Below are 20,550 nucleotides of genomic sequence, written 5' to 3'. Positions count from 1 at the left end.
TGTTTTTGCATCTACTCGTTGGTTGTGCAAAAACCGGTAGTTTAACCAGAACGGTTTGCATATTCGTGTGAGTTTCGCATTCTCGTGAAACGCTTTGCGCTTTTCGTCACACTTGCTACGACGGGAAGCTCTTATTGGAAAATCCGCGGGGGCGATTGTGACCGCACCGGATATTGGATATTCGGCAGCAATGGACGACCGGGAAGAGCGCCAAAACTGAAGGAGGACTCCGGCCTGCATCTGATCGATTTTTCGTCCTTCCACATGCGGGAAATCCCGCGCTTCAGGAGGCCGTGGAAGAAATTTTGCGAAATTACGCATCCTCTCTGGATTTAAAAGTGATAAGCGACCGTCAGGCGCTCTTTGTTGCGGACGGCCGTATAGAAATTCTGGAATAAAGTAAACTGCGCAGTCACAAAGCGCTGTAGGAAGAAAGGACGGCCCGGCCTTTACTTGTTCGGGAGGCGTTTCTTACCACGGCGCTTTTTTCTGCGCAGTTTTTTATTTGATAGGTACCAAAAGGAGTGCTTTTCATCCGGTGAAGATCTTTTTGCTCCTTCCGGGTCAGAAACGATGGAATTGGCAATCCAATGGCGTTCTTGGAACGGAAGATTCCACTCTCAAAGGGGTAAAACCTTTAAAAGGACGCATTTCCAAACGGGCAAACGGAAAAACATCAAACCAACCAGAAATACGCCCATTCCATCAACGGAAGAACCTACAGAAAGGAATTTTTAAAGGTTGGCGGATTCCGTTGCGCCTTTTGTCTTATGGAAAATAGATACTTTTCCCATAGGGGGCAAATACATATGGGAAACGGGCATTGGGCAATAGGGGGATTCTAACGTTATCTGCGGGCCTGGCTGTCAGGAACCATCCTTTTATTTCTTATATTTGGTGATGTCACAGCAACAGACCAAGGCGGCTGGTTCATTTCGCCATGGGATCAAGGAGGCATCGGCTAACAGCCAAGAATTCAAAAGAGGCTGGTAGATTTCTAAGACGAGGCTATTTTGCGTTTCAGAAAGGCGCTGGACAGGACAATCCGCACAGGGGTAACCCTGTTGAAAAAAAGATTCGTAGCAACGTTTTCCAATGCAGGCATTTGGGAAGATAGAACTCAGCCCGCGATTGATATAGAGCAGTTCAAACGATTTGGGATCGACCAGATAAATCCAGGAGTTCTGATTGTCCAACATGGTGCAGAGGGACTCCTGTGCCTGCATGGCCTTTTGTTGTGCGCGGTGTTTCAAAAGGAAAACGCTGAGAATCTCCGATATAAAGGCCAGCGCATCCACTTGATCCTGTGTCCAAAAACGGTTGATCGAGCAGTCGTCAAAGCCCACAAACCCCTGAAAGACCCCGTTGTCATAAATTGCGCTTTGTAAGAGCGATTTCGATCCCCTGCGGGGCTAAGATGGCATAGGGTTCCTCTTCCAAGGAACAGATGTCCCGGCAGTAGAAAATCCCATCTTCATTGAAATTGTCAAGGTAGCGGTTGTTCAAATCTTCTTCGTAAGAGATGGACTGTAAATTTTCAATTTGAGGGGAGATTCCTTCATTGCACCATTCAAAGGTATTGCAGCAGTGGGTTCCGTCCTCGCTGTTTTCAAAGATATAAGCGCGGCTGACGTTGAATTTCTTCCCCACCATTTCCAGGATGGATTGTACAGCGGTCTCGACATCATGGGCTTGGTAGAGAATACGGAAGCAATGCTCTGCCAAGCGGTCGAGCAAGCCGTCTGGCTCATCGGAATCGATCTTCCCTCCGATGTATGAGACTGGCTGGGCTGTTGTGCGCAAAAAAGTCTCCGTTGTGGAGGATGTATCGTATGCATGATATTGATTTTTGCCATTCTTTTTGGCTTGATACAGCGCCAAGTCGGCATTGTGATACAATTCCTTGAAACTTTTCCCATGCAACGGATAGACCGCAGCCCCGACGCTACAGGAAAGGTGGATGGTCGGCGAATTTTCGGTACCATTGTTTACCGTCTGGATTTTCTCCAATTCATGAATAACCTGTTCCGCCTTTTTTTGCAGGATGGAAGTGCCCTGTAAATGTTCCATGAAGATGATAAATTCATCCCCGCCAATGCGTCCGACGATGTCGGTGCTGCGGAATTGTTTTTTGATTCGTTGCGCTGCTTCGATCAGGATGGCATCGCCAAAGAGATGCCCCATGCTGTCATTGATCTGCTTGAAATTATCCAAATCGAGAATCATCAATGCGGAACAGCTGTGTTCATCCAGGGATTTTAGATGTTCTTCAATGCGCTTTTGGGATGTCCCCTTATTGTACAGACCAGTCAGGGAATCGTGCTGGGCAATCTCCAGCAGTTTTTCCGCCTGCCGCTTCTCATTGTCGATATCGATTAAAACACCGATCGCATGAATGGGATGGTTGGCCTGGCTGATCTGTGCGGTCAGACGTGCGCGGCACCAGAGGTACCGGTCGTCCGCCGTACGGATGCGTAGCTCCATATCCGCATAGTGCGACCCCTTTCGGATGGAATATAAGGATTCCACTACACGGGCTTGATCGTCAGGATGAATGTGGGAATCCCCTCGAAGGATACGCGTCAAGATCTTTTCCTGCGAAGGCATATAGCCAAATTTGCGTTCCCACTTTGGCGAGCAGATGAATGAGTCGGTTTCAATGTTCCATTCGATGATAATGTCATCGGTTTGGTCCATGATGATCTGATGTCGTTCGAGACTGAGGCGCAGTCTTCTTCAAGATTTTTGCTCTCTGTAATGTCCGCTAAAATACAGCAGTAGGTATCCGGTTCACCAATCTGACGGGTCAGACGGCCCTGCTCCAAAATCCAGAGGGTTTGTCCATTGCAGTGTTTGACCTCGGTATTTGCAAACGATGGTCTTTTCCCGTGCCGCTTTGTCGCAATAAGGATTCCATCACAGCGGCGCGGTCACGTGGGTCGATCATCTCTAAAAATTTATTTTGAAATTTTCGTTGAATATCCTCCGTCGTATAGCCAAACAGGTTTAAAAAGCCCCGGCTGACATCCAAAATGGTCCAACCGGTATCTGTATAACAGCGAAAAATCCCACCGGGAATTTCACTGCTCATCAGGTGGACTTCGCCCGGCTGTACAGAACGGCCCAATGAATCGGGAGACAGGTGATCTGCCATTTTGGATTCTCCCCTTTCGTAAAAAATGTCCCATGCATACGAATCTGCAGTGGACAAAAAAGGACGGATGTGCGCAAAAAATGCGGAGAGATCGTCCGAGCATGTTTGAAAAAAATCTTTATTTTTATTATACTGTCTGATTCTATATAAGTCAAAAAGAAATATAAAAATTCTTGTACGTTTCTAGAATCTACCATGAAAGAGGAAAATATGGTATACTGAACCGGTGAACAGCGGCTTGGAGGGAGTAAAAATGAGTACGGGAGAGGCACAGAAGGTGACGGGCCGATTTGCCCCTTCGCCCAGTGGACGTATGCATGTAGGAAATCTGTTCAGCGCCCTATTGGCTTGGCTTTCGGCACGATCGGTAGGCGGCCGGATGGTTCTCCGGTTGGAAGATCTCGATCCAGACCGCACCTCACGGGCATGGGCTGACCGGATAGAGGAGGATTTGTATTTCCTCGGATTGGATTGGGAGGAAGGGGGGCATCTGGGAGGGCCGAATGGCCCTTACTATCAAAGCGAGCGAACAGAGCTTTATAAGATGGCGTTTGCACAGTTGGAGCAAAAGGGTCTTTTATATCCCTGCTTTTGTACTCGGGCACAGCTCCATACAGCCGAAGCGCCGCACAATTCAGATGGAGAAACACTTTACACGGGCCGTTGCCGGGAACTTACCCCGGAACAGATCATGCATCTTTCCCGCCTTCGACGGCCAGCGGCACGGCTGCGCCTTCCGGATGAAACCATACGGTTTGAAGACGGCCATTATGGGCGGTTGGAGCAAAATCTAGCATCGGAATGTGGGGACATCATCCTGCGCCGGTCGGACGGCGTCTTTGCCTATCAGTTGGCTGTCGTCGTAGACGACATTGCAATGGGTGTGACCCAGGTTGTGCGCGGCCGCGACCTTCTTTCTTCAACGCCGCGCCAGATGTATCTTTATCGGCTTTTTGGCGCCGAGCCGCCTCAATACATCCATGTACCCCTTCTTTTGGCGCAGGATGGACGGCGGCTTTCCAAACGGGAGCGCGATTTGGACATTGGCGCATTGCGTGCCCATGGATTTACGGCGGAGGAGATCGTGGGGCGAATAGCATACCTTGCAGGGCTTCTTCCCCATCCTTTTCCCGTACGCCCAAAGGAGCTACTTCCGTTGTTTTCCTGGGAAAAGATCCCAAAGAAGGATTTAATGTTACCGGAAGATCTGTTTTCTTGATTGCAAAAGAAGCGATTTCCATAAGGTTGTCAAAACAAATTAAAAAAGCCATCGACGAGGGAATTATCCGTTTGGGAATCCCTTTGTGCTGGTTCTGCCGGGGGGACAGGAGGAATTCGATGGAGATTCGGTTGTTGCGAAATGCTGAGACCCAAGAGGCTGTTCGTTTGATTTGGGAGGTTTTTTCTGAATTTGAAGCCCCCGTTTATTCAGCACAGGGTGTAGAGGAATTCCGGATGTTCCTGCAAAATCGTGTGGAAATGAACGCTCTTCGGATGTACGGGGCATGGGCGGATGGACAACTCACGGGCATATTGGCCATGCGCGGAGCGCATATCGCCCTGTTTTTTGTCCGGAAGGAATGGCATCGCCGCGGTGTGGGAAGGGCTTTGTTTCAAACAATGATGGCCGATACGCCATATCCGGAGATGACCGTACATGCCTCCCCCTATGCGGTGGAGGTGTATCGGCGGTTGGGTTTTTTCGCCACGGATGCAGAACGGACAGAAAATGGAATACGGTATACGCCGATGCGTTACCAGGGGCCCGAAAAATGATCCATATGTGTTCCATATAAAAGACATTTCATGCGATAAGAACAAAAGTGAAAATCATGGGAAAAGACAGAGGACTTTTCCTAGAACTTGACGCCCATCCAACAAGGGCGCACAGGATCATTCTTCCTGTGCGCCCTTGTTGGATTTTCCAGTTTTTGCGGTTCCTATGGTTCCTACCGCAGATATAGGGGTTCATTTACCGGAGAAAAATATTCCCTCAGGGTTCGTTTTGGATTCATACGGATATAATGGTTCGCTCCATTTGCCTATAGAATTTAAGTAAGGCCTGCAACGATTGTCAAGACGATCTACATTGCTTGCCTAATAGGCAAATCCGGCTAACTACCGTGGTGAATGGCTAAACCATTGAAATCTCTGTGCCGGTTCCCTTTGTAGAGCTGGAAAAGATATTTATCGCCCCAATACATTGACCGTTGACTTTTCGCCATCCAAGCGTTTGGAGAATTTGTAATGGAAATTGTTCATTTCTTCCCGCAAATAAAATCGGTGAGCGTCCGTTCGCAGTTGATTGCTAGCTGCTTCCATTTGAGTACATCCCCAATCCTTTGCAATTTGACAACCGATCGCAAACATATCCTTTCCCACGCCCCGGCTTCGATAAGCATCTGCAACGGAGAATTCCAATATTTCTGCGATGGTTTCTGCGTGGTGCAGTTGGTCCTCCATACGTAGATTCATTACAGCCACCACTGCCCCCTCTTCCTCACACACCAGGCAATAGTAGTGCTTATCCTGAACTTGACGGGTATAAATATCACAAAAGCGTTCATAGGGGAGTTCCTTCTTTTCCAGGTCGCAAATCAAGTCGTAAATGGCTTTGCAGTCCGCCAGGGTACTTTTTCGAAACATAAATGCCTCCGTCCTTTTGTTTGCTAGCTTTCAGGGGAAGTCTTTTCCATAGAAATACCGTTATGTATAAAATAGAGCGTTCCCCCAGGTCTTAATGTCGAAATCCACAGAGAAAAAACCGCCCTATCAAAAGAGCGGTGGGATAAGAAATTTTTTAGAGACAGCCTGCGGCCATCCTCTCTATTTTCTTAAAACAACGCCCTAAAAGGCACGTTGAGATCGGAAAAACCAGTGTGGACGAAAATCCATCTTCCCTAGGCGGGCCGTTAGCGCCCCTACAAGTTTCCTTAAAATGACGCTCTAAAAGGCACGTTTAGATTGGAAAAACCTGTGTGGGACGAATATCCATCTTCCCTAGGCGGGCCGTTAGCACCCCTACAAGTTTTCTAAAAACAGCGCCCTAAAAGGCACATTGAGATCGGAAAAACCAGTGTGGACGAAAATCAATCTTCCCTAGGCGGGTTGTTAGTGCCCCTACAAGTTTTCTAAAAACAACGCCCTAAAAGGCACGTTGAGATCAGAAAAACCTGTGTGGGACGAATATGAATCTTCCCTAGGCGGGCCGTTAGCACCCCTACAAGTTTTCTAAAAACAACGCCCTAAAAGGCACGTTGAGATCGGAAAAACCTGTGTGGGACGAATATGAATCTTCCCTAGGCGGGCTGTTAGTGCCCCTACAAGTTTCCTTAAAATGACACCCTAAAAGACGCATTGAGATCGGAGAAACCTGTATGGGACGAAAATCAATCTTCCCTAGGCGGGCCGTTAGCGCCCCTACAAGTTTTCTTAAAACAACGCCCTAAAAGGCACGTTGAGATCGGAAAAACCTGTGTGGGACGAATATCCATCTTCCCTAGGCGGGCCGTTAGCACCCCTACAAGTTTTCTAAAAACAGCGCCCTAAAAGGCACGTTTAGATCGAAGAGACCTGTATGGGACGAATATCCATCTTCCCTAGGCGGGCCGTTAGCGCCCCTACAGGTTTTCTTAAGACAGCGCTCTAAACAGGGCGTTGTTTTAATTTCTATATGCGTTATTCCTCTTCAGGCATATCCATCAGTTTGCTTGGATCAGAGAGCACCTGCTGTGCGGCGATAGCGGCGGCACCCATCAATACAGGATTTTCCGACATAGTGTCCAACTCGATCACAATTTCGTTGTAGATCAATGGATTTACGCAGTCGTGGACACGTTTTTGGACGATGGAGAGCAGCAGTTCCCCATCCACTTTGGTCAGCTCATCACCGATTACAATCAACCCAGGGTTGAACTGGTTAATCAGATTGATGATACCAATAGCAAGGAACCCACAGACTTTCTCATATTCCTCGCGTGCGACTTTGTCGCCCGCTTTGACAGCTTCAGAAATTTTAGCAGTACTCAGGTCGTCCAGTGACAACAAGGTGTCCTCCCCATCACGAATGCGTTTTTCAATGTTCTCACACAAAACTATGTAGGAACAATACTTTTCCAAACAGCCGTAGTTGCCACATTCACAGCGTGGACCGTTGAAGTTAATGGTGTTATGACCAAATTCGCCAGCCAGTCCACGGTGCCCTAAGACAAGCTTTCCGTCCGTAATCATACCACAACCGACTCCCTGACCAGCCAGGACATAGATCATATTGCGGATACCATATTCCTTGCTGCGATACCACAATTGCGCAAAAGCGCCTGCATTAGCATCATTGACAATTTGGATCGGCACGGAAAAATCTTTTGTCAGAGCATCCTTGATTGGGAAATTGTGCCATCCGGCCAGTTCCGTTACAAAGAAGATGCTATCCCGCTCTTCATAATACGGGCCCGGCATTGCCATGCAAACGACCGGGATTTCTGTGTCCGTATTTTCTTGTAGCATGGTATAGATCGCCGTGCGGATGCGCGTAATCGTAATCTGTACATTTTCCTTTGGGCCTATTTTGTACTGCTTGACGCCGTACAATTTTCCGGACAGGCCTGCCAGGCAGAGATAAAACGCGCTGCGCGTCATGCGGATACCGATCACTTTATATTTTTGGTCGTTGAGTGCTATACCAATGGAGCGGCGTCCCTTGCTACCGCTCATCAATCCGGTTTCTACGACTAGCCCGCAGGTGATAAATTCATTGATGATATTGGTGATGGTCGCCTGTTTCAGGCCGGACAGCTGTGAAAGGGTAGCGCGCGAACAAACCCCTTCCTGCCGCAGCAGATCCAACACCAGTGCGCGGTTGATTAATTGACTTTTTTCTTGATTGATACTTTTCCGGGTATTGAATTCGTTCATTATTTTTCCCACCCATCTAAAAGAAATGTTTGGCAAAGAAACTGGTAATTTCTTTTATTATACACGTAGCAATTCGACAAATAATTCTCATATTACAATAAATATGTACAAATAGCACCATTTTCTCGAAAAAATTTTATTTTTTATATGAACCATTTAGAAAGAACACATAAAATCTATTTTGAATAGGGAAGGTTTTAATTCATAACATATAGATAACAATTTCTGCCGGTATTTTTCATTGGACTCTCTGTGTTCCTTTGTGCAATATTCCTATTCTGTTCATCGTGCATTTTTCAAAAACTATTTGATTATGGAGAAGTTCCTGAACAAGGGTTCAGAGACAGGACCAAAGTGAAACATGGAGAGGGCCGTGGAACGATCTCTTCCCAGCGAACATAGGTACAAAATAGTATGGGACGCCCTGAATCGCGGTCTGTGGGCCGGGTACAGGGCGTCCTTTTATGTGGGTGCCTTTTAGCAACTGTTTTGCAACTGGTGGGGACGGGAAGGGCCACGCATACGATCAAAATTTACGGGTAAATAAATCGTCATTCTCTAATAGGCTCTCGACCGTTGGGAATCCTAGGCGATCCAACAGGTCGATCACATAGAGATTATCGATAGGGGTGGGCGCCGGCGCCTCCTCCCCATACCGATCGACCTCTTCACGTGCAAACTCCTTGTCGATCAGAGCGCGGGGGCCACCGACACAACCGCCGACGCAACCCATACCTTCCAAAAAGTTGGCGTCCAGCTTGCCTTCTTTTAAATCGTTCAACAGCTGTTTACAGGCAGGCACACCGCTGGCCTGTACCGCATGTACTTTGATCTTACGGTTGGGATTTAGACGTTGTACGCAGTCCTGTACGGCCTGGCTGACGCCGCCGGCACGCGCATAAATACGCCCACCCATGGAGGAATGTTCCCGATTGTCCTCAGCCATCTTTTCGGGGTGAATATCCGCAAAAGCGAAGATGTCGCGCACCTCCTGGAAGGTGAGCACGTAGTCCACTGCATCCGCGATGTCGGGTTCGCGCGCTTCCGCCTTTTTGGCCAGGCAGGGACCGATAAAGACCACTTTGGCCCCCGGCTCCAGGCGTTTGATGACCCGTCCGCAGGCGATCATGGGAGATACGGCAGCCGGCACATGCGGCATCAATTCCTTGTAGACCCGCCGCAACATGGCAATCCACATCGGGCAGCAACAACTGGTCAATTGATAGTCTCGGTCGGTTAGAATGTTTGCATCGAATTCCAGGGCTTCTTTTAGTGTCAAGATGTCTGCAAAGAGTGCGACCTCCACCATCCCGGTAAATCCCAGTGCTTTCAGGGCCGTGCGAAGCTTACCCGGGGTCACCTCTTCGGTGAATTGGCTGATGACGGCGGGAGCCACAATCGCATACACCGGCGCATCGCCCCGATGGATCATGGCCAGAGTGGGAAGAATATCTTTGCTCTCCACCAAATTTTTAGCTTTACAGCGTTCTACACAGGCGCCACAGCCTACACACATTTTACTGTTTACTGCGACATTGCCCTTTTCATCGGTATAGAGGGCGTCAAAAAGGCATTTTCCCGCGCAATTGGCTGCTTCCTCTTGCGAGCAATTGCAGTCGCCGACGCGCCAGACCGTCGGATATTTTTCTGGATTCAGCAGGCAGTCCAACTGGTGGGAATCAAAATCCTCCTGCCGGAGTTTTTCCAACTCCTCTTCGGTTTTATGGTTTACAGATGCGCGAACCAACCGGTCATACAGTGCGTTAAAGGTCGGCATATGATCAAATCCTTTCTATATGGAATCCATGGGGTTTTTCCCACCATTGCTTTTAATCGGAAAAAGTTTCTTCTGAAAGAACCAAGGGCAAATTGCGCAAAATTGCTTGAACAAACAAGGGGCCAATCAACCGGTTTCTCCCTTGTTTCGCGGGACAAAGCGTTGTTTTTTCTGTTACAGTAGGGTTACCATTTTTTCGTTCCACATTCGGACGTATGGTTCAGGTTTTCCCCTCTCCTCCTGACGCGGGCACATGGGAAGAGGCTGCCTGCCGGTACCACCCGGGGGTGACTCCTTCATAACGCTTAAAGGCGCGGTTCATTGTGATGGAATTTGCGTATCCCACCATGGACGAGATGTCTCCGATGGTGTGGTCCGTGTGGAGAATGAGGTCCTTGGCGCGCTCAATCCGGTATTTGTGCAGATAATCTAAGAAACCTATGTTTAACTCGGATTTAAACAGGTTGGAGAGCACGGGGAGGCTCATATGGAAATGCTCGGCCACCGATCCCGCGGAGAGATTGATGTCCTGGTAATGTTCCTGTATGTATTGGATAATCGGTTCGATGCGTTTTCCCTGTGGACGGCTTTGTTCCTTCTGGGTATCCAGATAATCGAAAATTCGGCGGGTACGCCGGCACAACGACTCCATCCCCCGCGCCTGACGCAGTTGTTCGGAACAACGCAAACTTTTGAGGAGTTCCGGGTCCAGGCCGCTGTCGAAAAGAGAGAGCAAGATCGAGTCTGTAAGATAAGAAATCTGGAGCTGTGCCTGTGGTAAAACAGCCGGATGACGCGTGTAAGCGTTTTCGATCTCCCGCAACATTTCAGTTGCCTGCTTGTAGTTGGCGGATTGAATGGAGTTGGACAGTTTATTGACCTGCGCCAAAAACTCGCGGTTCCCACTTCCTGCGGAAAGGACTTCAGCGAGGCGGCTGTAGACGCCAATGGAGCCATATTCCCCCGTCAACAGATGGTATTCGACTACCTGCATGGCCTCCTGGTATGCATCGTGCAGGTCATTGAGCAGAATATGTTCGTTGCTCAAAGAAATGGAAACCTGCATATGAAGCTCAGAAGCAGCGAATGCTTGCATGTTTTTTGCGCACGTCTCAACTGCTTCTATTTCCTCACCATCAAGATCTACAATACCGATATAGCGGTCCAAGTCGGCCACAACATAGGAGGAAAAACCGCCGTTTAAGAAAAAGGAACGGCAGGTTTCCTGCAAAAGGTTTCCAGTTTCTTCCCTCTGTGTGGGCGGCATTTCCGCCTCTTCTTCTTCATCGATCAAAAGGACAAATACAAGAAACCGTTTACATGCAGTTGGGAAGCCACATTGCCCCAGAGCCTCCGCAATGTCGGGCGTCAAACAGATTTCTCCTTTTAATAGACGTGTCACCAAACTGGTGGCGAGCAGGTCGCTCTGCGAACTGAGCTGATTTTCATATGTTTTTGCCTTTTTGGAAAGCTCTTGGACAGTGCTGGCGACCATTTGGAATTCACTTTGGTCTCGACAGCTCTTTTCCAGCGGCAGCGCGTCCACCATACGTTCCACTGGCCGGTACAGTGTGGCCGAGAAGAAATAGGACAGGGCGCCGCCAGCCACGAAGGTGACTGCAAAGGTAATCAAGATCGAACCTAGGATCATAGTGATCCAATCCCGGGAATCTTCGTCGGGGATGACCACAATCTGTTGCAGCGTATCGTTGGTGAATCCTTGATGATAAACAAAATAGGATTGTCCGCCCCAGGTTTCCATATGAAACGCTGGCCAGGAGGCGACCTGCTCGAACTCGAACGGAAGCTCGGGCTGTTCGTCGGCCGGTTTGGAGGTGATAATCTGGTTGTTCCGTGTTAAAAATACCGTCTGCGCGCCTTCCGGCAGATAGGAATAGCGAAGTTCCTCGGAGACCTGCTGGTCTTCCATACCGATGATCCATACAACATGGGGGTAGATCTCCCGAACATAGACGAAACGGGCAAAATCCATATTGGGATCGTGAATGATGGCACAGGCCCCCTCCTCCCCGACCTGAATCAATTGATTCCAGGTTTGGATATTCATTCCGAAATGTTCAGTGATGGTTCCATTTTCCAAGGAATCCTCTTCGGCCGTTTTACCAAAGACACGCCCGCTGTTCTGAAAATAGAGAAACATCGGAGGGTCGGTACTCGGAAGGTTGAAACGGACAGTATCGACGTATGATTGGACAAATTCTACCGCCTGCGGAGAGTCCAATGAAATGTATTCTGCACTTGCAAGTGTGTCCAGGCCTTCCAGTTGGGAGATGATCACGCTGACTTCTTCATAGAGGGACATCTTATCAGCCGTGTTGCTCATGCTCTTTTCGGCCATGGACTGATAAGAACGGATGGTTTCCTCCCGCCGGGTCTTTTCGCCGTTTAAATATTGAAGCAAAATCAATAGGCTGCACAGAAAGGTGACTGCGAAGAAAGCCGCCATCAATTTATAAAAGCTCTTTCCACGATAAGGCCTTGCTTTTTTCAAAATTGGATTTCCCTTCTTCCTCAAAAGTTTGTATAGGCCAACGGTGGTTCATAAGAGAACACCGTAAGGCGCTCTTTTGGGACAACGTTCCTATGGAATAGCTGCCGTTTGAACGAGTCATTGTGTCCCTAAAAGAGAGGATGACCATCCTACTTTTCTGGTATGGAATATTTTGAGTTATGTAGCGACAAAATCGGGTATAAATAGAACATTTCACCGAGAAATAGAAAGTTTAACTAAAAGTCTTATAATACAATGTAATTTGTTGAAGTTATAAAATGGAATTTAGACAAAATTCCATTCAAATTCGAAGATTCTATAAAAAGTTTCTTTTATAAAAAGATGTCAAGAAATATGCGCAACGATTCCGATTCAAAAAAGATGTTATCCGCAATAAATATGTCAAGAAAAAATTTATATGTCCTATTTTATCGAAAATAGTCTTCTCAATAGTAGAGAAAAAAGATTAATAAGAAAAATATTCTCTTCATTTTTTTAAAGAGCAATAGACTTTCCTGTAAAATAGTCTTAAGAGGACGTGCTATATGCAATTTTTAAGTACTAACAGATTTTTTGTTCGTGAATATAGCTAATTTACGACGGATTTGTTAGTACAAAAATAGTGATTCTTGATTTCCATCTGCACCCAACATTATACTATATCCAGTCAGATATTCAAACCGATAAATAAATGAAATTAGAAATAATGTTTTACCAAATGTTGATTTTGGCAAATCTTTACCAGAACCATTCCCTGTGAAGGAAATGCGAATTTATCGGTTTGGAATGTGTATTTTTCTATTTTGCACTGGTTGAGAGCGGACCGGTTTGGAAGGGAGGTGTTTATAGAAGAAAAATCGCTTGGGGATTCCTGCAAAAGGCCTAAAAAGGTTGGATTTACTGCCATTTTGTTAGAATGTCCAGGCAGATCGTCTGCGAATTTTCTCTTTCTCAGAAGAGGAAATTTAAAGCGTAGGACCTGTGGTTGGGGACTGGTTTTTGAAACATTCTTGGAAGACGCAATTTCAAAATGAAGGAGAATTGTATTATGAAAAGACTACGGAAAGTCGTTTCCTTGCTCCTGGCGTGCTCCATGATCGCCGGATCAACCGTGACGACCGCTCTTGCAGCGTCGCCAACGGATGAAATATCCGAGCGTGAGATTCGCAATGCAGAGCTTTCCAGAAGCGTTGCCGCGCAGGGCATGGTTCTGCTGGAAAACGAAAACAATGCACTCCCGATTCCGCAGCGGAGTAAGATCGCCCTGTATGGCGGCGGAGCTTATGCGACCGTAAAAGGCGGAACCGGTTCGGGAGATGTCAACCAGCGCTATGTGGTCAATGTTTGGGACGGCCTGAAAAATGCAGGCTATACGATCACGAGCGAGGATTGGCTGAACGATTATAAAACCGCCTATGACGAAGGAGAGGAAGATTGGCAGGGCGGAATGTGGGGCAGCTTCTGCGCTGCCGGACACGGAAATTACAGACGCAAACATCGAAGCGGCGTCCGATGCAGATACAGCGGTGTATGTAATCGCACGCAACTCCGGAGAGGGGGCGGACCGTAAGAATGAGAAGGGCGATTATCAGTTGACCGACATCGAGTATGCCAACCTCCAGAAACTGGGCGCAAACTTCGAAAATGTTGTGGTCGTTCTGAATGTGGGCGGCATCGTCGATACAAAGTTCTTCCATGAAATTGTCGGCCTCGATTCTTTGCTTGCTGATGAGCCAGGCCGGTATGGAAGGCGGGAACGCCTTGGCAGACGTCATTTCCGGCAAGGTAACCCCTTCCGGTAAATTGACTGATACCTGGGCTGTGGATTATGAGGACTATCCGTCTTCGGATACCTTTAGCAGTAACGATGGAAACACCGACACAGAAACATATACGGACGATATTTATGTCGGGTATCGGTATTTTGACAGTTTCGGCGTTGAACCGGCGTACGAGTTTGGTTTTGGCTTGTCGTACACCACGTTCGACACGGAAATCAATTATGTTCAGGCGGATGAACAGACCGTCACTGTAAATGCGACGATCACCAACACAGGAGATACCTATTCCGGAAAGGAAGTCTTGGAAGTATACTTCTCCGCTCCGGGCGGCAAAGTGGAAAAACCTTATCAGGAGCTTGCAGGATACGCCAAGACGGACGAATTGGCCCCGGGCGCCCAGCAGACCCTGACCGTCTCTTTCCCGGTTACGGAGATGTCCTCCTATGATGAGGATCAGGCAGCGTACATACTGGAACGCGGCATGTATACCATTCAAGCGGGGAATTCCTCCCGTAATACAGTGGTTGGCGGCGTTCTCAATGTCAATAAGACCGTTGTCACGGAACAGCTCAGCCATCAGCTGGCCCTTCCGGACGATGTGGAACTCGAACCAATCAGCCCGAATGCGCCGGCCGCGATGTCTGCAAAGGCGGCAAATAGCGCAGATATGCAGATCATCAATTTGGATGCATCAAAAATTGAAACCGTAAACAATGCTTCCCCATATGATGACGAAACCGTCGCCACCTATCGGGTAGAGGGCGAAGAAATTGAAGCGAACAGTTTTAACGGCAGCCATCCGGTAGAGGAAGTTACGGTTGCAAAGATTGAAAATCCGAATCTGAAAGATGTCTATGATGGAAAATACAGCCTGGAAGAGTTTGTCGCGCAAATGAGCGTAGAGCAGCTCGCCACCCTCGCGGAAGGGATTGGCTGGAGCAGCGGCGGAACACCGGTCATCGGTTCCGAATCCGATTCCGTCCCCGGCGCGGCAGGTGAAACCACGAAGAATTATCTCAAAGATTTGGGTATCCCCAACATCGTTTTGGCGGATGGCCCGGCGGGCGTCCGCATTTCCCAGAGCTTTGAAGGAGAAGACGCAGAGACCGGTGAAACACAGACCTACTACCAGTTCTGCACCGCATGGCCGATCGGAACTTTGCTCGCTCAGACGTGGGATAAGGACTTGATCGAAGAGATGGGCAAAGCGTTTGGCGAAGAACTGGAAGAAATGGGCGTCACCCTTCTGTTGGCTCCCGGCATGAATATCCACCGCAATCCGCTGTGCGGCCGTAACTTCGAGTACTATTCCGAAGATCCATTGGTCGCCGGTATGACCGCTGCATATGAGACTCGGGGCGTTCAGTCCAACAAGGGCGTCGGCGTTACTCTAAAACACTATGCGGCGAACAACCAGGAAAACAACCGCAACGCAGTGGATACGTTTGTCACTGAACGCGCCCTGCGTGAGATCTACCTCAAGGGATTTGAAATCGCGGTTAAGAATGCACAGCCGATGGCGCTGATGACCTCTTATAACCTCATCAATCATGAGCCGGCGGCGGACAGCTATGATCTGTGCACCGACATCGCGCGCGGCGAATGGGGCTTTGAAGGCGTCATTATGACCGACTGGGGCGGCGGACAGTCCCATCCGGACATCTCCATGCATGCAGGCAATGACCTGATTATGCCCGGTGGTTCAACCTCTACCATTATTTCCGGTGCAATGAATGTCCCGGCGAAGTTCAATGAGGACGGTTCCATCGCCATTGAGAAAGTCAGCAGCGGTTGGGGTCCGGCAAAGGACACCGAAATGTGGAACGATTTTGTTCCGGTAAAGTATGCGCAGGGCGAATCCTGCGGTGTGCAGGGATGCACCGAAACCACTTATAAGCATTCGCACGACGCGAGCAATAAGATCGTCTACGAAGGCTCGTATAAGGAAGATACCATTACCAAGGGCGACATCCAAAAGAGTGCAATCAATATCCTCAATATCATCATGCAGTCCAATAATATGGGCAGCGTACACGGCGTAGAAATCAACCCCTATCTGGACCAGTTCGACGATCTGAAAGAGTACATAACCGTTGAGAAGTCCGATGTTTTGGGCGGCGGTTACACCATGACCCAGATGCCGGAAGAGAACGGCGGCTGGTGGAAGGTCGAGAACAAGGGCGGCGCAACGTTGGGTGTGATGGACAAAGACATCATCATCGAAAAGGACGGTTATGCGTTTAAGGATCTAAACGGAAATGGCAAAGTGGACATCTATGAAGATTGGCGGCTCGACACCGAAGTCCGTGCACAGGATCTGGCTGAAAAGATGGTTGCGGACGGCGAGGAAGGCATTGCAGCCATCGCCGGCTTGATGTTGTACAGCAGCCACCAGTCCGTACCGAGCGAAGACCTCACCGAAGCGCAACAGACCTTCCTGCGGGACGACAATGTACGCGCAGTACTGATTACCTCTGTCGAATCCCCGGAAGTAGCGGCAAAATGGAACAACAATGCACAGGCATTTGTGGAAGGACTTGGTTATGGCATCCCGATCAATACCAGTTCCGACCCGCGCCATGGAGCAAGCGGCAAGAGCGATCTGGAATATGTTGCAGGCCAAGGCGGCACCATCTCCCTGTGGCCGGATTCGATTGGACTTGCAGCGACCTTTGATCCGGAGATCGTCGAACGCTTTGGCGACATCGCCTCTCAGGAATACCGCGCGCTAGGCATTGCAACGGCCCTTTCCCCGCAGATCGACCTTGCAACAGAGCCCAGATGGTCCCGTGTAAGCGGTACCTTTGGCGAGAACAGCGACCTCGATACGGACATGGCCCGCGCCTATGTCGACGGCTTCCAGACCACGTATGACACCCTGAATCCTTGGGGCGATACCAGCGTCAACGCGATGGTGAAGCACTGGCCGTCCGGCGGACCTGAAGAGGGCGGACGCGACGGACACTATGGCTATGGCAAGTATGCGGTATATCCGGGCGACAATCTGGAAGAGCAAATTAAACCGTTCGTAGAGGGCGCCTTTGATCTGAATAACGGCACAGATTACGCCGCAGCGGTCATGCCGTATTACACCATCTCCTACAACCAGGCGCCGGACGGCACCAACGTAGGCAATAGCTACAACAAGTACATCATCACCGATTTGCTCCGTGAAAAGTATGGTTATGACGGCGTGGTTTGCACCGACTGGATGATTACCGCAGATGCAAAGGATGACGCTTCGTTTACCGGCAAATGTTGGGGCGTTGAGGACCTGACGGTTGACGAACGCCATTACCTGGCACTCCAGGCAGGCGTCGACCAGTTTGGCGGCAACAACGATAAGAACCCGGTCATTGCAGCGTACAACATGTGGGTAGAAGACTTTGGCAAGGAATCCGCAGATCAGCGCTTCGAGGATTCTGCGCGCAGGCTTCTCCGCAACATCTTCAATCCGGGCCTTTTTGAGAATCCATATCTGGACCCAGTGGAATCTACAGAAATTGTTGGCAACCAAACGTTTATGGCAGAAGGCTATGACGCTCAGGTCAAGTCTGTAGTCATGCTGAAGGATACCAACGGCGCGATCGTTCCGGCCGCAGAGGATGAGAAAGAAACCGTCTATCTGCCGAAAGAAGACAATGGCAAGTACTGCATGAACGAAGAGATCGTTTCCAAGTATTACGACATCACGGACAATCCGGACGAGGCAGATTTTGCAATCGTAGCGATGGATGCGCCGAATGGCGGCAGCGGTTACAGCCAGGCCGACCTGGAAGCAGGCGGAAACGGATATGTGCCGATCACCCTGCAATACGGCGAATATACTGCCGATACTGCGAGAGACCCGAGCATTGCAGCGGACCCTGGTGCTGAATTTATCGATTCGGAGACAGGCGAAGTGGTCTATGTCGATGAGGTCGACAACCGCAGTTATAAGGGCAAGACCGTCACGGCCAGCAACTACTCTGAGTTGGAAAAACTCCAGGAGACCAGAGACGTTATGGGCGAAAAACCGGTTGTAGCGTACGTGAAGGTCAGCAACCCGATGGTATTTTCCGAGGTAGAGCCGCTTGCAGATGCAATCGTACTGGGCTATGGTATTCAGGATCAGGCGGCAATGGAGATCATCTCCGGTACAACGGAACCTTCCGGCCTCCTGCCGATGCAGCAGCCGGCCAATATGGAAACCGTTGAAGCGCAGTTCGAGGATGTCCCGCAGGATATGGAATGCTATGTGGACTCCCAGGGCAACACCTATGACTTTGGTTACGGCCTCAACTGGTCCGGCCAGATCTTTGACGAACGCACCGAAAAGTATGCCGACTTCTCCGGAACAGACTTCCATCAGAAGCCCGTCATGCTCTTCACTAAGAATGTAAAAGTATTTGTCAACGGCGAAGAAAACAAGATCGCAGAACTCACAGGCCGGCTTACCGGCAACTTTGAGGATGGCGAGGAAGTCACAGTGACGTTCCAGCCGTATGCGAACGGTAGAGAGTTCTCCCAGATCTCCCTGAATGGTAAGAACATCGACTTTACCGATACCAAGGAATACTCGTATACCTTTACGTATGATGCGGACGACAAGTCCACGCAACGCAACTTTGCGTTTGTTATCGTGGATAAGCAGGTTCTCAAAGCAACCATCGATGCGGCCAATGCCTGCGGCGATGAAGTGGCGGCAGCGATCCCAGAAGTTCAGGAAATTTTCAATACCGCCCTGGACGCAGCAAACAAAGTCTACGGAGACATTCACGCAACACAGGCAGAGATTGACGAGGCGTGGAGTAACCTGATGGATGCCCTGCACTTATTGAGCTTTGAAGAGGGCGACACCAGCGCTTTGGAAAACCTGATCGAAGTGGCAGAACTTATGGATCTGGATGAGTTCTTCGGCGACAAGGACGCCTTTGCAGAAGCACTTGCCGCGGCAAAAGAACTTGTCAAGGAGGAACATCCGCTGGCAGCCGAGGTAGATGAAGCGTATAATAACCTGTACAATGCAATTATGGGCTTGACGCGCGTGGCAGATAAGGACTCGCTACAGGCAGTCGTCGATAAGGCGAAGAGCCTGGATCTCTCCAAGTATATCGACAACGATGCCAAGGCAGCGTTGCCAGCCGCCATCGAAGCAGCACAGGATGTGCTCAATAATGAAGAAGCAACGCAGGACGAAGTGGATGAACAGGCAAAAGTGTTGAACGCGCTTCTCATGGATCTGCGCAAGAAGGCCGATAAGAGCGAACTGAACAGCATTCTGAGCAAAGCACAGGCGATTGACACCAGCAAGTACACAGCGAAATCTGTGGCCGCGCTCGAAGACGCTATCGACGATGCTCTGGCAGTGATCGACGATAAGGATTTGACCGAGGAGGACCAGGCGGTGGTCGATCGGGCGGCCAAAGCGTTGAACCGTGCTTACAACGGCCTTGTCGAGAAGAACGGCAGTTCCAGCTCAGGGTCCAGCGGTAAAAAGTCCTCGGGCGGAAGCTCTGCATCCACAGGCAACACCTATGGTTCCACTGGGACAGCAGTGGTTGGCGCAGCAACCGCAGCGCAGAACGTCGCAAAGGTTGTCTCCGACACAACGGTCGATTTTACTCTAAAGAGGGGCAGCGCATACTGCTTCAAGATGACCGTCACCGGCACAAATGTGGCGCCAGAACTTTACGGTTGGCAATGGCAGCGTTTTAAAGACGCAATTCCTCTCCAAGATTGGCAACGATTATTACTATCGAGTCTATGCGGTTGGTACGCCGGGCCAAAGCACGGGTGTTTATACAACGCTGGCTGGCCAGAATGCGGTGAAACACTGCACAGTGACAGTGGGCTAAGAATTCCCGCGAACAATGTACAAGTACAAAGAGCGCAGTATTCCCGGGGAAAGAACGAAAGGCTTGACGTACTTGTTATAAGCATGGATTGTACGGCGCTTGGGAAGCCTCTTTGCGAAGGATGGAAGGGGTTTCCCCCTCCCCGGTCAACACGGTAAGATTACCGGCCGTGTGATACGCATGGGAGGAAAAGGACGACAAACGGCAAAAAGAAAATTTTACTCCGGAACCCTCCGCCAATACGGTGGAAGGGTCTCTTCTTCTGTAAATAGAAAAGAGGGTGGCCCAAAAGGGTGAAATGACGGAAGAATTCTCTCGTTTTTTTAGAAACTCTGGTATTTTTTTGGCCCAAAAAAGACAGACAATGGAGTATGTTCGCATAAGTACAGTATCTATCAGTAAAACAGCGAAAGAAAAGTAAAGAAAATTACAACAAATGAAAGAGCCCTATCTATCGACTTATAAAGAGAAATACAGAGTTAAAAAATGACACTTGAAATAGAATGTCATTTCTTTTAGATAAAAGAGGATACCCCTTGCCCTTGAATTGAACAATTCGTAGTTTTGAGACACCC

Annotated in this window: 12 protein-coding genes and 1 pseudogene; 5 read left to right on the top strand and 8 right to left on the bottom strand. The window is 49.1% G+C overall.

From position 1 onward, the window contains the following. The 4 genes and pseudogenes from ACGCCZ_RS09180 to ACGCCZ_RS09165 form a co-directional block, all read right to left on the bottom strand. Positions 1-264, bottom strand: a 264-nt coding sequence (locus tag ACGCCZ_RS09180) for a hypothetical protein (RefSeq protein ID WP_411655861.1), incomplete at its 3' end; no start/stop codon positions are given. A gap of 617 nt (positions 265-881) precedes the next feature. Then, a complete protein-coding gene (locus ACGCCZ_RS09175) occupies positions 882-1,346 on the bottom strand; it encodes a hypothetical protein (RefSeq protein WP_411655860.1) in 465 nt (154 codons plus the stop codon). Between the two features lie 22 nt (positions 1,347-1,368). Continuing rightward, a complete protein-coding gene (locus ACGCCZ_RS09170; protein WP_411655864.1) occupies positions 1,369-2,730 on the bottom strand; it encodes a GGDEF domain-containing protein in 1,362 nt (453 codons plus the stop codon). A 59-nt stretch (positions 2,731-2,789) separates the two neighbouring features. After that, positions 2,790-2,906: pseudogene (locus tag ACGCCZ_RS09165) on the bottom strand (hypothetical protein); the annotation flags it as partial. Between the two features lie 501 nt (positions 2,907-3,407). Between ACGCCZ_RS09165 and gluQRS the strand changes: the two are divergent. Further along, entirely contained in the window at positions 3,408-4,373 is a 966-nt protein-coding gene (gene gluQRS, locus ACGCCZ_RS09160; protein ID WP_054324633.1) for a tRNA glutamyl-Q(34) synthetase GluQRS, read from the top strand. 119 nt (positions 4,374-4,492) lie between these two features. Beyond that, positions 4,493-4,930, top strand: coding sequence for a GNAT family N-acetyltransferase (locus ACGCCZ_RS09155; protein ID WP_054324632.1), 438 nt, complete (start codon positions 4,493-4,495; stop codon positions 4,928-4,930). A 411-nt stretch (positions 4,931-5,341) separates the two neighbouring features. Here ACGCCZ_RS09155 and ACGCCZ_RS09150 read toward each other — a convergent pair whose 3' ends face one another. The 4 genes from ACGCCZ_RS09150 to ACGCCZ_RS09135 form a co-directional block, all read right to left on the bottom strand. Further along, the gene (locus ACGCCZ_RS09150; RefSeq protein ID WP_054324631.1) at positions 5,342-5,800 is read right to left on the bottom strand and encodes a GNAT family N-acetyltransferase; all 459 of its coding nucleotides are present in this window, start codon (positions 5,798-5,800) and stop codon (positions 5,342-5,344) included. 1,032 nt (positions 5,801-6,832) lie between these two features. Continuing rightward, the gene (locus tag ACGCCZ_RS09145; protein ID WP_411655859.1) at positions 6,833-8,068 is read right to left on the bottom strand and encodes an ROK family protein; all 1,236 of its coding nucleotides are present in this window, start codon (positions 8,066-8,068) and stop codon (positions 6,833-6,835) included. 526 nt (positions 8,069-8,594) lie between these two features. After that, on the bottom strand, positions 8,595-9,845 hold the full coding sequence (locus ACGCCZ_RS09140; RefSeq protein WP_085531042.1) for a [Fe-Fe] hydrogenase large subunit C-terminal domain-containing protein: 1,251 nt from the start codon (positions 9,843-9,845) through the stop codon (positions 8,595-8,597). A 220-nt stretch (positions 9,846-10,065) separates the two neighbouring features. Further along, positions 10,066-12,357, bottom strand: coding sequence for a helix-turn-helix domain-containing protein (locus ACGCCZ_RS09135; protein WP_411655858.1), 2,292 nt, complete (start codon positions 12,355-12,357; stop codon positions 10,066-10,068). Positions 12,358-13,405: 1,048 nt separating this feature from the next. Between ACGCCZ_RS09135 and ACGCCZ_RS09130 the strand changes: the two genes are divergently transcribed. Genes ACGCCZ_RS09130 through ACGCCZ_RS09120 form a run of 3 tightly spaced genes read left to right on the top strand, consistent with a single transcriptional unit; the run spans position 13,406 to position 20,133 of the window. Next, positions 13,406-13,927, top strand: a complete 522-nt coding sequence (locus ACGCCZ_RS09130; protein ID WP_411655857.1) for a glycoside hydrolase family 3 C-terminal domain-containing protein — start codon at positions 13,406-13,408, stop codon at positions 13,925-13,927. Continuing rightward, complete coding sequence (locus ACGCCZ_RS09125; RefSeq protein WP_411655856.1) at positions 13,884-14,159, top strand: hypothetical protein; 276 nt, start codon at positions 13,884-13,886, stop codon at positions 14,157-14,159. The genes ACGCCZ_RS09130 and ACGCCZ_RS09125 overlap by 44 nt, the downstream gene beginning before the upstream one ends. After that, entirely contained in the window at positions 14,119-20,133 is a 6,015-nt protein-coding gene (locus tag ACGCCZ_RS09120; protein ID WP_411655855.1) for a glycoside hydrolase family 3 N-terminal domain-containing protein, read from the top strand. The genes ACGCCZ_RS09125 and ACGCCZ_RS09120 overlap by 41 nt, the downstream gene beginning before the upstream one ends. Positions 20,134-20,550 lie beyond the last annotated feature (417 nt).

Source organism: Anaeromassilibacillus sp. SJQ-1 (assembly GCF_046693725.1).
Classification (GTDB): Bacteria; Bacillota; Clostridia; order Oscillospirales; family Acutalibacteraceae; genus Anaeromassilibacillus.
Note: the sequence above shows the minus strand (reverse complement) of the source record. Positions and strands in the feature narration are given on the sequence as shown.

Coding starts and splice junctions, on each gene's coding strand:
- ACGCCZ_RS09140 (WP_085531042.1), bottom strand. CDS start 9,845: ATGCCGACCTTTAACGCACTGTATGACCGGTTGGTTCGCGCATCTGTA.
- ACGCCZ_RS09155 (WP_054324632.1), top strand. CDS start 4,493: ATGGAGATTCGGTTGTTGCGAAATGCTGAGACCCAAGAGGCTGTTCGT.
- ACGCCZ_RS09130 (WP_411655857.1), top strand. CDS start 13,406: ATGAAAAGACTACGGAAAGTCGTTTCCTTGCTCCTGGCGTGCTCCATG.
- ACGCCZ_RS09150 (WP_054324631.1), bottom strand. CDS start 5,800: ATGTTTCGAAAAAGTACCCTGGCGGACTGCAAAGCCATTTACGACTTG.
- ACGCCZ_RS09145 (WP_411655859.1), bottom strand. CDS start 8,068: ATGAACGAATTCAATACCCGGAAAAGTATCAATCAAGAAAAAAGTCAA.
- gluQRS (WP_054324633.1), top strand. CDS start 3,408: ATGAGTACGGGAGAGGCACAGAAGGTGACGGGCCGATTTGCCCCTTCG.